This window comes from Leisingera sp. ANG-Vp (genome assembly GCF_000813725.1).
Taxonomy (GTDB): domain Bacteria; phylum Pseudomonadota; class Alphaproteobacteria; order Rhodobacterales; family Rhodobacteraceae; genus Leisingera.
On sequence record NZ_JWLD01000114.1, the window covers coordinates 1 to 11,942 of the forward strand.

Annotated in this window: 10 protein-coding genes; 5 read left to right on the forward strand and 5 right to left on the reverse strand. The window is 64.4% G+C overall.

Annotated features, from left to right (window positions below; all coding sequences use genetic code 11):
- Positions 1-1,106: HAMP domain-containing sensor histidine kinase (locus RA20_RS23890; RefSeq protein WP_039135198.1), on the forward strand; the 1,106-nt coding region annotated here is incomplete at its 5' end.
- A 16-nt stretch (positions 1,107-1,122) separates the two neighbouring features.
- Positions 1,123-1,755: a MarC family protein gene (locus RA20_RS23895; protein ID WP_039135201.1), complete on the forward strand. Its 633-nt coding sequence runs from the start codon at positions 1,123-1,125 to the stop codon at positions 1,753-1,755.
- 3 nt (positions 1,756-1,758) lie between these two features.
- Here RA20_RS23895 and RA20_RS23900 read toward each other — a convergent pair whose 3' ends face one another.
- From RA20_RS23900 to RA20_RS23910, 3 genes are read right to left on the reverse strand one after another with little or no spacing between them, the layout of a single operon-like run.
- A complete protein-coding gene (locus tag RA20_RS23900) occupies positions 1,759-2,526 on the reverse strand; it encodes an enoyl-CoA hydratase-related protein (protein ID WP_039135204.1) in 768 nt (255 codons plus the stop codon).
- A 53-nt stretch (positions 2,527-2,579) separates the two neighbouring features.
- Positions 2,580-3,893, reverse strand: coding sequence for a hypothetical protein (locus RA20_RS23905; protein ID WP_052249155.1), 1,314 nt, complete (start codon positions 3,891-3,893; stop codon positions 2,580-2,582).
- Positions 3,893-5,518: an AMP-binding protein gene (locus tag RA20_RS23910; protein WP_039135208.1), complete on the reverse strand. Its 1,626-nt coding sequence runs from the start codon at positions 5,516-5,518 to the stop codon at positions 3,893-3,895. The genes RA20_RS23905 and RA20_RS23910 overlap by 1 nt, the downstream gene beginning before the upstream one ends.
- Before the next feature lie 151 nt (positions 5,519-5,669).
- Between RA20_RS23910 and RA20_RS23915 the strand changes: the two genes are divergently transcribed.
- Both RA20_RS23915 and RA20_RS23920 read left to right on the forward strand, forming a co-directional pair.
- Positions 5,670-6,494: a DUF6502 family protein gene (locus RA20_RS23915; RefSeq protein ID WP_039135211.1), complete on the forward strand. Its 825-nt coding sequence runs from the start codon at positions 5,670-5,672 to the stop codon at positions 6,492-6,494.
- A complete protein-coding gene (locus RA20_RS23920) occupies positions 6,491-7,381 on the forward strand; it encodes a DUF5666 domain-containing protein (protein WP_052249156.1) in 891 nt (296 codons plus the stop codon). The genes RA20_RS23915 and RA20_RS23920 overlap by 4 nt, the downstream gene beginning before the upstream one ends.
- 6 nt (positions 7,382-7,387) lie before the next feature.
- Here RA20_RS23920 and pdxR read toward each other — a convergent pair whose 3' ends face one another.
- A complete protein-coding gene (pdxR, locus tag RA20_RS23925; RefSeq protein WP_039135214.1) occupies positions 7,388-8,872 on the reverse strand; it encodes a MocR-like pyridoxine biosynthesis transcription factor PdxR in 1,485 nt (494 codons plus the stop codon).
- Between the two features lie 124 nt (positions 8,873-8,996).
- Here pdxR and RA20_RS23930 point away from each other — a divergent pair, with 124 nt between their 5' ends.
- On the forward strand, positions 8,997-10,331 hold the full coding sequence (locus RA20_RS23930) for a uroporphyrinogen decarboxylase family protein (protein ID WP_039135216.1): 1,335 nt from the start codon (positions 8,997-8,999) through the stop codon (positions 10,329-10,331).
- 82 nt (positions 10,332-10,413) lie between these two features.
- Here RA20_RS23930 and guaD read toward each other — a convergent pair whose 3' ends face one another.
- Entirely contained in the window at positions 10,414-11,712 is a 1,299-nt protein-coding gene (gene guaD / locus RA20_RS23935; RefSeq protein ID WP_039135219.1) for a guanine deaminase, read from the reverse strand.
- Positions 11,713-11,942: the final 230 nt, after the last annotated feature.

The following is an 11,942-nucleotide window of genomic DNA, read 5'->3' on the forward strand; positions in this document are numbered from 1 at the left end:
GCTTGCTCAGCTACCGCGGGTTCGGCGGGCGGGTGGTGGCCGGCAATGCCGCGATCATGCAGCAGCAGGAGGGCTTCCGGATCATTGCCCTGGGCCCCGAGCCGGTCGAGATCCAAGGCCGCTTTATTTCCCTCAGCGAGTACATCCACGGCGGGCTGCTGACCGTCGCCCAGACTGCCGAGCCGCTGGATACCCTGCGCCAGACTTTCCTGCGGGTCTTTCTGTTCAGCCTGCTGCCCGCAATCGGTATCGCCGTGCTGGGCGGGGTGCTGCTGGCGCGCCGATCGGCGCGGGCGCTGCGCGGGATTGAGCAGACCTTGTCGGCGCTGACCTCCGGCAACCTAGGGGCCCGGGTGCCGGAAGCCGCGCAAAACAAGGGCGACATTGGCCGTATCGGCCAAAGCGTGAACCGGATGGCACAGGCGCAGCAGCAGTCGACAGAGGCCTTGCGGCAGGTTTCAGCCGATATTGCCCACGATTTGAAAACCCCGATCCAGCGGGTGGCGGTCCAGCTGACCCGCTTGCAGGAGACGCCGGGCTTGCCTGAGGAAGCACAGGAATTGGCGGATCAGGCGCTGGAGGAGACCCGCGGCATTACCAACACGTTCCAGGCGCTCTTGCAGATTGCCCAGCTGGAAGGCGGCACGCCGAAGTCGCGGTTTGAGCCAGTGGACCTGCGCGAAGTTGCTGCCACCTTTGCCGAGATCTATGAACCGGCGGCGGAGGAGCAGAACCGGTCCTTTGCGCTCAGCCTGCCGGATGCGCCGGTTCTGGTCACCGGCGACCGGGCGCTGATCGGCCAGATGCTGGCGAACCTGATCGAAAACGCGCTGCGCCACACGCCGGAGGGTACCGGTATCAGCCTGTCTCTGCAGCAAGGCGAAGCTGCAACCCTGTCAGTGCGCGACCACGGCCCCGGCATCCCGGAAACGGAGTACCAGAACGTGCTGCGCCGCCTCTACCGGCTGGAGCAGAGCCGCACCACACCGGGCAGCGGCCTTGGCCTGAGCCTGGTTGCCGCCATTGCCGACCTGCACGGCGCCGAATTGAAACTCAGCAGCGCCGCACCCGGGCTGCAAGCGGATGTGATCTTCCCCGCGTCTTGAACCGAAAGGAATTCTTATGAGCACCGCCCTTCTGATCAAGGCTTTCGGGGCCTTCTTTGCGATCATGAACCCGTTTGTGAACCTGCCGATCTTTCTGGCCATCACAGACGGGTTTTCTGTCGCCCAGCAACGGATGCTGGCGGTCAAGGTGGTTTGCTTCTCGGCGATCATGTGCGGGGTGATCCTGCTGGCAGGCCAAGCGATCATCAGTTTCTTCGGCATCACCATCGACCAGTTCCGCATTGCCGGCGGCGCGGTGCTTGCGCATATCGCCTGGTCGATGCTGAATGGCGAGGGCTTTGCGTCGCACCACGGCTCCGGCGCCGAACAGACAGACATGCAGGCGCTGTCTGGCCTGGCCTTCTACCCGGTGACTTTCCCGATGATCGTCGGCCCCGGCACCATTGCCACCATCATCATCTATACCGGCCACGCCGACGGTGCCGCCGGGCTGTCCGCCGTCGCTCTGGTCCTTGGCGCGGTGCTGGCGCTGCTGTTTGCGGTCCTGTTCTTTGCCTCCTTCTTTGGCAAGCTGCTGACCGCTACCATGCGGGTGATCATGGTGCGGCTGATGGGGATGATTCTGCTGGCCATCGCGGTGGAGATGCTGACTGCCGGGATCAAGGCCGTGCTGCCCGGCCTGGCTTGACCCTCAACTGTTGAACTTGGGAGGCCGCTTCTCCAGGAAAGCGGCCATGCCTTCCTGCTGTGCTGGCAAGCCATAGAGCGCATGATACACCTGCCGCTCAAAGCGCAGGCCGCTTTCCAGCGTGCTCTGCTCGGCCATGTTCACGCAGGCCCGTGCCATCTGCGCAATGTCGCGCGGGAAGCTTGCGATGGTTTCGGCCACCTCTTGCGCCGTATCCATCAGTTCCGCCGCCGGAACAACCCGGCTGACCAGCCCCATCTGCAAGGCGGTTCCGGCGTCGATCATCTTGCCGGTCAGGATCATGTCCATCGCCCGGGCCCGCCCCACCAGGCGTGTCAGCCGCTGGCTGCCGCCGATGCCGGGGATGCAGCCGATCTTGATTTCCGGCTGGCCAAAGCGGGCGGTATCAGCCGCCAGGATCACGTCGCACATCATCGCCACCTCGCAGCCGCCGCCCAGGGCATAGCCGCCGACGGCAGCCACCTTGGGCAGGCGCAAGGCAGCAAAGCGGTCCCAGCCGGCGAAGAAATCGCTCTCTTGCATCGAGGTGTAATTCTGCACGGCCAGCTCGGCGATATCGGCGCCGGCCGCAAAGGCGCGCTCGCTGCCGGTCAGGATCAGGCAGCCGATGTTAGGGTCCTTGTCAAAGGCGGTGGCGGCGGCCAGCACCTCCTCCATCACTTGGGTGTTCAGCGCATTCAGCTGCTCGGGCCGGTCAAAGCGGATGGTGGCGACACGGCCCTCTTTTTCGGTCTTGATGGTTTCGAACATATTGATTTTCCTCGGAAAAACGGGTTCGCCCGGCGCGGCTGCCGGGCAAATGATCAGCTGTCCCAGATCGCGCCATAGGCGGGGATGCCAAGGCTCTCCATGTCATGCACCACCCGGCGGGTGAGCTTCTGGTTGGAGATCACGATCACCGCCTCGGCACCGCTGTCGCGCACCGCTTGCAAGGCCAGCGCCGACAGGTTCGGCTTGCCGCGTGCATCGGTGTCCCAGATCAGCGGGCTTTCGGTATGGGCCTCGATCTCATCCACCAGCGCGTCGCCATAGGTCGCGCGCGGGCTGCGGGTGGACCAGATCAGCCGGTTCGGAACGTCCCCTGCCAGAAGATGCGGCAGGATCGGGCCGATGCCGGAGCCGGTGCCGACATAGACCACCTTCCTGAACAGCACCTCGATCCGCGCCACACCGCTGGTGGTGATCCCCTTGACCCAGACTTTCTTGGGCGGGTTGTCGATGAACCGCCCGGTCCAGTCCCCGGCCCGGCTGATCGCCAGCCTGTAGCCCGCCTGATCCGGCGCCGGGATATTGGCAAAGGAGTGGTATTCGCCAAACGGCGTATGGCTGATCGCGTTGGAGCTGCCGGGAAACGGTGTGTCGCCATAGTTGAACCGCGCCAGCACCGCGTGGTTCGAAGGCTTCACGATCTCCACATCCACCCGTTTCAGCGTCAGCCACGGCGAGACGATGGACAGCGTGATCAGGCACAGCATCCAGAAGGCCGGCGCGTGCAGCAGCTCGCCGCCCGTGTCGCGGGTCAGTGACACCGTCTGCGCCCAGAACAGCCCCAGCACGGACCAGCCGGCAAAACGGTGGATCTTCTCGAACATGTTATGAAACCTGGCGCGGATGGGGCCAAGCGCCGAGATGATCATCAGCGTCATCAGGGCAATCATCGCGGCACTCAGGCCCAAGGTCAGATCCGAGGGCAGCGCGGCGCCCTCCAGCCGGTTTGAACCCATCCCAAACAGCAGGAAGCCGAACCAGATGGTCCCCGCCACTGTGCCGCCGGAATGCAAGCCGCCAAAGTGAAACACCTTGCCCGCGCCCCAGCGGATCCACAGCGGCCAAGTGACCGGCACCCGCGTGGCCAGCCAGAACAGCGCGTTCACCACCCGCTGCTGGCGGATCAGGATGCCCAGCGACAGGTTGATCAGCGCCATATCCGCAATTGGGCCAAGCGCATAGGCGCCCTCCGTGATCCAGCGCCCGTCGCGCAAGCCAGTCACGAAAACTGCCAGATTTACGGCGGCCACAAGGAAGGCCAGGCGGCGGTACTCCATCAGCGCAGGATGCCGGGTGACCCGCCGCCAGTTGAAGGCACGGGAGTCCAGATTGGTGGTTTGCGAGGTCATCAGTTCAGCTCCACACCTGCGTCGGCGATATGCGCCTGCGCCATCTGCAGCAGCAGCCGTTTGTCCAGCTTGCCGCGCGGCGTACGGGGCAGACCCTCCATCGGCAGCACCACGGTGGGTTTGCAGTAATAGGGCAGCCGCGTGCGCACCTCATGCGCCGCCTTCTTGGGGCAGGCATCGCCGGGGGAGATGAAGCTCACCAGATTGCGGGCGTCGTATTTCAGGGTGACGGCCTGCTGGCAGCACACGGAACACTCCAGCGCCGAGGAGACACCGTCCAGCTCCACCCGGAAGCCGCGGATCTTGACCAGATCATCGACCCGGCCGAAGTGCTCCAGCTCGCCGTCCCCGGTCCAGCGGCCCAGGTCGCGGGTGCGGAACATCATGTGGCCGGGGCGGAACGGGTCGGGGCGGTAGCGCTCATCCGTCAGCTCCGGATTGGCCAGGTATCCGGCGGTGACGCAATCGCCGCCGGCCCACATCTCGCCTTTGTGGCCGATCGGCAGCGGCTCCAGGTTCTCGCCCAGGATGTAGACCGTGTTGTTCGGCGTCGGCCGCCCGATCGACAGCACAGGTTTCTCTGGATGATGCGGCTCGGCGGTGTTGATAATGGTGGTCTCAGTCGGGCCGCAGGAATTGTAGAAGGTGCAGAAGCTGGACCAGGTATCGGCCAAGGGCCGCGGACAGGGCTCGCCTGCAACGGCTGCCGCCTTCACCTGCTGGCAGCGGCTGGCATCCAGCGCGTTCAGGATCGAGGGGGTGGCGATCAGCACATCCACCTTCTCCGCCGTCTCCTGGATAGTTTTCCCGCGAATGACCAGTGTGGCGCCGTTCGACAGGGCTCCCAGCGTCTCCCAGGCGGCCATGTCAAAGGCAATCGACAGGATCTGCCCCACCTTCAGCCCCGGACGCATGCCCAGATCCCCGGGTGCGGTCAGCAGAATGTTGGCGAGGTTTGCATGGGTCACCTGAACCCCGTTCGGCACACCGGTGGTGCCGGAGGTGAACAGGATCATCGCCAGGTCATCGGGGCGTGCCGCGTGCAGCTCTGGGTCCAGCGCGGGTGCATCCAGCGCCGGGTCGTAGGCGACGGTGTCGATGGTGATCAGGGTCTGATGCGCCGCCACTGGCACCTGCCCTGACAGCTCGCTGAGGCTCAGGATCACTTTTGCGCCAGTCACGCCAGCGATATGGCGCAGGGTTTCGGGCGGTGCGACACCCACGTGCTGCGGCACATAGGCCGCCCCCAGCTTCAGGATTGCGGCGATGCCCGCCAGCATCTCCAGCGACCGGTGCAGATAGAGGCACACCGCGTCGCCGCGTTTCACCCCATGCGCCTGCAGCACGCCTGCGAGCCGGTCCGAGGCCGCATCCAATGCGCCGTATGTCATGCTGCGGTCCCCTGCCTCGGCCGCAATGGCCTGGGGCTGGGTGGCCATCTGATGCAGGAGCGCCGCCGCAATGGTGGCGAACCGCGGCTGGGTGGCGGGGCCAGAGCCAAAGGCCAGGAACCGCTCCCGGTCGGCAATGCTGAGACCGGCCAGGGGGTCGCGGCTGTCCGGCTGGGCTGACGGCGCAGTGAACGGATGAAAACCGTTTAGGAAATTTGCGGCTACGTCCTGCATAACATTCTCCTGAGGTTGAAATTCACTTCAATTTGATAATGGGAAATATTCCCATTAGAATTCACATCAGATCAAAAACCGCTCACGAAGCCGTTGGATGTGTAAACAAAGTGTTAATGGTAGAGGGATCTGACCCTTTGGATTCTTGCGCATGACGACTGAGCCCGACGATCCGTTTGAAGCCGCGCTTGCGGCGCTGCTTGCCCCCTTGGCGCAGGCCATGGTGGCGCGCGGGCTGACGCTGGGCACCGCCAATGAAGCGCTGAAGAAGGCACTGCTGGAGGCGGCACTGGCGACCTCCGAGGGTAAGGTCAGCGACAGCAAAGCCAGCTTGCTCACGGGCATTCATCGTAAAGATATCAAGCGGTTACGCGCAGAAAAAACTGAAGCCCCGCCCCGCCGAAGTGTCAACTCCGCTGCACTGGTGCTGAGTTACTGGGCCACTGCGCCCGAGTATCAGGATACGGACGGGCACCCGCGCGACCTGCCGCGAAGCGGCAGCAAGACCGCCCCTGGTTTTGATGAGCTGGTGAAGCAGACCCGCGCCGATATGGCCCCCGGAACCGTGCTGCAGGCACTGCTGGACCAGGGCTCGGTCGAACAGCGGGAAGACGGCACATTGCGGCTGCTCACACACACGCTTTTGCCCGCCGCGGGCAGCGCCGAGCAGGTTGCAGCCTACCAGGCGACCCTGTCGGCGCATTTGGCAGCGGCGACTCAGAATCTTTTGGCCGGGAACGGCGACCCCCGGCATTTCGACCGCGCGGTGCGCTATTCCCACCTGTCGCCGGCCTCGGTCGAGAAGCTGCACCAGCTCTCGGCGCAGAAAGCTCAGGCGCTGCTGGAAGAGATCAACGCCGAGGCCCGCGCCCTGCAGGAGCAGGAGGCAGAGAGCAGCTTTGACGGCCGGTTTGTCCTTGGCGCCTACATCCTGCCCTCCCCCGGCGGAACCTCAGAAGAGGAAGAAGAGACATGAGCGTGCTCCAGCGGCTTTTGCTTTGGGTTCTTGCCGCGGCGGCGGCGGCCTCGCTTGCCGTGGCGCAAGAGAGCGAAGAGCGCGAAGGCGGCATCATCGGCACCGGGATTGCCGGCACGGTGACCAGTCTTGGCAGCATCTATGTGAATGGCCAGCACATCCGGCTGGACAGCGGTATGCCAGTGGAAGACGCGCTGCCCGCAATGACGGCAGAAGATCTGCGCCCGGGCCACACCGTGGCTGTTACCGCCAGGCTTGAGGGCGGCAGCTGGCGCGCATTGCATATACGTCAGGTCCTGCCGCTTGCGGGCCCTGTGGAGACCGTTGAAAATGGCCGGCTGACTATCTTGGGCAGCACAGTAGAGGCCGGCGCCATGGCCGGGGACGTTCAGCCGGGGGACTGGCTGGCGGTCAGCGGCCTGTGGCAGGGAAACCGGGTGCTGGCCTCTCGCCTGGATGCAATCCCGGCAGCCAGCCCGGCAAGGATCAGCGGTACTTACCTGGGCGCCGATGACCGTGAGCGCCATCTGGTCGGCGGCTCGGTGCTGGGCGGCTTGCAGCCCCAGCACTTGCAGCCGGGCGGGATACTGCGGGTCTTTGGGTCTCCGATCCCTGGCGGCATTGCCGCCAGCCGGATCGAAACCGGTCTCTTTGGCACCGCGACCGGCCTGGTGCAGGTCGAGGGCTACTACTCCGCGCCGCAGCCCGACGGGCTCTATACCGTGCTGGGCAGCGGGCTGGTGGCCTATACCAGCAACCCGGCCATGATCAGCACCGCCGAGCGGGTGGTTCATTGCGGTTCCGGCGGACAGCTAGGGCAGTTGCCCGCGCAACAGCCGGATCTGGAGGCTCTGGCCCGTAGACTTGGATGCAAAGAGGGGCAGTAAAGCGGTTCAGCAGGTGAGACCGCGCAGCACGGCTGCAAGGCGCTTGGTCAGCCGCGGAATGATTCGTTCATCCACGCCTGAGAACCCCAGCACCAATGCTGCGCGGTTCAAAGGTTCAATGCAGTAGACCGAGATCGGCAGCGAGTCGATGCCCGCCTGCAGCAGCGCGTCATGTGCGGCCTGATCGTCGATGCCTGCCTTCAGCCAGGCCACCATATGCATGCCGGCATCCGTGCGCTGGGGGTCCAGGAATTCACCGCAATCGCGGGTCAGGCTCTCAAACAGGACATCGCGCCGGGCCCGGTACAGGCGGCGCATCTTGCGGATATGCTCGGTGAACCGGCCGTCCGCCATGAACCGCGCCATTGCCTCCTCCACAACGGCGGAGGAATTCTGACCCAGAAGGTTGCGCGCAGTGGCAAAGGTTTCGGTGAACTCCGGCGGCACCACCACATAGCCCAGCCGCATCGCCGCAAACATCGATTTCGAGAACGTGCCCACATAGAACACCCGCCGCGCGCTGTCCAAGGCGCTGAGCGCAGGCAGCGGCCGGCCGCGGTAGCGGAACTCGCTGTCGTAATCGTCCTCGATGATCCAGGCGTTGTTCTCCTGCGCGTAGTTCAGCAACGCCAGCCGCCGCCCCAGGCTCATGGTGGTGCCCAAAGGCTGCTGATGCGAGGGCGTGGTAAAGATCAGCGCAGGTTTCGGATGCCGTCCCATCGCATGCTCCAGATCCAGCCCCTCGCCGTCCACCGGCACCGGCGCCACATTGGCGCCCATGATCTGCATCACATCGCGGCCGGCGATATGGCCGGGGTTCTCGTACCAGACCGTATCGCCTTGGTTCAGCAGCACAAAGGCGATCAGCACAAAGGCCTGCTGTGCGCCCGAGGTGATAATCACCCGCTCCGCATCCACCTTCATGCCGCGGGCATCCGCCAGATGCCGGGCAATCGCCTCGCGCAGCGCCGCATTGCCGTTCACCTGCCCGTAGCTGAGGCTGCGGCGCGCATCCCGTGCCATCGCCTCGGCCATGTATTTGTTCCACAGCTTGACCGGAAACTGATCCAGCGCCGGCACGCCGGGGCGGAATGGCGCCGTCTCGCCATAGCGCGCCACCGATTTCGACGCGGCAATGGTGCGCGCCCGGCCCGAGATCTCGATCCCCGAGGGCTTATCCTTGCGCCGCGGGGTGCGGACCTGCGGAAAGGCCTCGGTATCCAGCCCATCGGCGACAAAGGTGCCGGCCCCGGTCTTGGCCTGGGCATAGCCCTCGGCGATGATCTGTTCATAGACGTTTTTCACCGTGATCCGCGAAATCCCCAGCTCCTGCGCCAGCTCGCGGGTGGAGGGCAGCTTCTGCCCCGGCGCCAGCGAGCCATCCAGGATCAGCCGCCGCAAGGAGGCATCCAGCTGCCGGTAGATCGGCACCGAGGAGTCGCGTTCAATAGTGAAACCTTGCAGCAGCGCGCCGCCCGGGGATTTTGGCATGGCTCAAAGTGGGTCTATAAATGGATCCATAGCGGGTATAGTTGATGTGCCCACTATTGGATAGCCTCAATTCCAATCGGTGCGCCCCGCGCGCCATGGGTTCAAGAAGGTTTGAGGCCGATCCATGACCAGAATCGAAGACTACGCATTCCCCAAGGGGCTGGACCTTTTGCGCGCCTGGCAGGCGGGCGACGCTGAGGCCAAGGCAGAAATGACGCGGGTATTCGACGCCGCCATCGCCGGCGACTTCGACGCCAATTTCGGGCAGAAAGCCGACCCCAGCCGCGTCAACAGCGTGGCTTCAGTGCACATGCTGGCGCTGGCGGTGCTGAACGACCTCTACGGTATCGAAACCCGCGAGTACTACCACGAGGACCCCTACCGCTACGTCCGCGCCAACCTTGCGGTCAGCCGCCTGCTGGGGGTGAACAAGTTCTACATCACCTGGGCGCTTTATGCCTGGTCCTGCGAGCCGCTGGGCCAGACCATGATGTACCCGGACAAGTACCCGCCGGGCGCCGACCCCGACGACATGCTGATCAACAAGGACAACTGGCGCGATCTCAAGACCCCGGATTTCACCACCGGCGTGCCGCTGGCGATCACCAATATCCTGCGGGTGCATGAGGAACTGACCGGCCTGCCGCCGCTGTTGCAGATCACTGCGCCCTACAGTCTGGCCGCCGACATCTACGGCCAGGAGCCGCTCTTGGGCGACGTTGTGAACGACCCGGACGAGGTGAACGCGCTGCTTGACCACTTGGGCGACGTGGTGCTGGGCCCCTGGATGGACCACCATATCGCTACCTTCCCGAACGGCTGGATCGAACTCTCCGATGCCTCTGGCTCGCCCTTCTTCATCGGGCCTGACAACTGCAAGAACATGTCGATCCGCTCAATCCGGCACATGCTGCGGGACAAGCCTTATGCGGACCGGGTGTTCGATAATAACTACCGCGGCGACCACGTGGCGCTGGCCAAGAAGAAAGACCGCCGCTCCCGCCGCCGCGGCGGCACCGAGGCGAGCGCCGCAGCCGCGCCTGAACTGGCACCGTCGGAAAACCCGGCGCTGCTGTCGCTGACCGATGCCAAGGTCAGCGCCAACCCGGTCTTCATCATGCGCCTGGCCGCGGACAACGTGGACATCTCGTTCTACGAAGACCAGGCGATCAAGCGCAACATGCCGCTGACCTCGGGCATCGGCTCGCCGCAGATCGACCGCAACAGCATTGAGGATCTGGACGCCACCAAGGCCGAAACCCGCGAGATGGCGCGATCCCATGTGGCGGCAATCCGCAACGTCTGCGCCCATGTGGACCTGCCCGAGGACAACCACGTCAGCCAGGCCTGGCCGAGCCATATCTATTTCGAGGACGTCAACCTGCACACGCAGTTCGATCTGGTCGAGATCATCCTGGAAGAAGTCTACAATTCAGACCCCATCCGGCGGAAAGCCTGAGAGTTTCACTCCTGCACCAGGTAGTCCCCTGCCTGATGCAATTGACCGGCCCTTGGGCCGGTCTTTTTTGTGCAGACAGCGGTTATGCCTTCATCGGCTGGCCGGCCGCGTAAGTCTGCGCGATGGAGCGGTCATCACCCAGGGTTTGCAGGATGAACAGTTCCTCGGACAGGGTCTCTGCCCGCTGCATCCGCAGATCCATTGCGTGGGTGGCGCGGGAGTCGAGCACGACGATATCGGCCTCGGTGCCTGCTTCCAGCGTGCCGATCTTGTCTTCCAGCCCAAGGGCCACAGCATTGCCGCGGGTGATCCAGTGGAAGGCGCGCAAGGGGTGCAGCTTCTGGTTCTGCAGCTGCAGAACCTTGTAGCCCTCGTTTAGGGTTTGCAGCATCGAATAGCTGGTGCCGGCCCCGATATCGGTGGCAATCGCGTTGGTGATCCCGCGGCTGCGCAGGCCGGCGTCGTCAAACAGCCCGCTGCCCAGGAACAGGTTTGAGGTCGGGCAGAACACCGGCTTGGCCTGGGTCTCGGCCAGCGCATCGATTTCGCGCGGCTGCAAGTGTATCGAATGGCCCAGCAGCATCTTTTCCGTCAGCAGCCCGTAGGACTGGTAGACGTCCAGATAATCCCGCGCCTGCGGGTAGAGTTCCGCGGTAAAGGCGATCTCGTCGTGGTTTTCCGACAGGTGGGTCTGGATGTAGCAATCCGGGTGCTCCTTCACCAGGGCGCCTGCCATCTCCATCTGATCGGGGGTGGAGGTGATGGCAAAGCGCGGGGTGATCGCATACATGCCGCGGCCTTGGCCGTGATACTTGGCGATCAGCTCCTTAGTGTCGTCATAGCCGCTGACCGGCGTATCCAGCAGGCCCTCGGGCGCGTTGCGGTCCATCAGCACCTTGCCGCCGATCATCCGCATGTTGCGGCGCGCGGCCTCGGTGAAATAGGCCTCAGCCGAAGTCTTGTGGACCGAGCAATAGGCGACGGCCGTGGTGGTGCCATGGCTGGTCAGCAGGTCGAAGAAATGCCCCGCCATCTCAGCACTGTGGCCCGCGTCGGCAAACCGGACCTCCTCGGGGAAGGTGTAATTGTTCAGCCACTCCAGGAGCTGCGAGCCCCAGGAGGCGATCACCTGCACCTGCGGGAAATGCAGATGGGTGTCGATGAAGCCGGCCATCAGGATGTGCGGGCGGTGGTCGATCACCTCGGCCCCGTCTGCCTGCGCCGAGACGCTGTCATAGCTGCCCTTGGCCAGGATCATGCCGTCCGCCACCAGCAGCGCGCCGTCCTCGATGAACTCGTAGGCGCTGGTGTCTTCGGGGCCTTGCGGCTCGGCGGTGAAGGAAAGCACCCGCCCGCGCAGCAGCGTCTGTTTCGATGTCATGTCTCTAATGTCCTTGTTGACTGGCAGGGGGCGGTGGCCCCCCCCCCCCCCTGTTCCGTGAGTGGGTTTGAGGTTTTTCGCCCCCCGGCAGATGCGGCCCGTGGGGCGTGGCGCCGTCCTCTTCTGCTTCCCCCGCCTCCTCCGCCCTTTGGGAGATCGGGGAGATGAAAAGGAAGGCGGCGGCGATCCGGGAGCCCAAGGCAATGCCGCTGAAATCCGGCCAATGCAGG

Bases quoted from the DNA above. Each gene is read 5' to 3' on its own strand.
- RA20_RS23905 (WP_052249155.1), bottom strand. From the start codon at position 3,893: ATGACCTCGCAAACCACCAATCTGGACTCCCGTGCCTTCAACTGGCGG.
- RA20_RS23920 (WP_052249156.1), top strand. From the start codon at position 6,491: ATGAGCGTGCTCCAGCGGCTTTTGCTTTGGGTTCTTGCCGCGGCGGCG.
- guaD (WP_039135219.1), bottom strand. From the start codon at position 11,712: ATGACATCGAAACAGACGCTGCTGCGCGGGCGGGTGCTTTCCTTCACC.
- pdxR (WP_039135214.1), bottom strand. From the start codon at position 8,872: ATGCCAAAATCCCCGGGCGGCGCGCTGCTGCAAGGTTTCACTATTGAA.
- RA20_RS23900 (WP_039135204.1), bottom strand. From the start codon at position 2,526: ATGTTCGAAACCATCAAGACCGAAAAAGAGGGCCGTGTCGCCACCATC.
- RA20_RS23895 (WP_039135201.1), top strand. From the start codon at position 1,123: ATGAGCACCGCCCTTCTGATCAAGGCTTTCGGGGCCTTCTTTGCGATC.
- RA20_RS23930 (WP_039135216.1), top strand. From the start codon at position 8,997: ATGACCAGAATCGAAGACTACGCATTCCCCAAGGGGCTGGACCTTTTG.
- RA20_RS23910 (WP_039135208.1), bottom strand. From the start codon at position 5,518: ATGCAGGACGTAGCCGCAAATTTCCTAAACGGTTTTCATCCGTTCACT.
- RA20_RS23915 (WP_039135211.1), top strand. From the start codon at position 5,670: ATGACGACTGAGCCCGACGATCCGTTTGAAGCCGCGCTTGCGGCGCTG.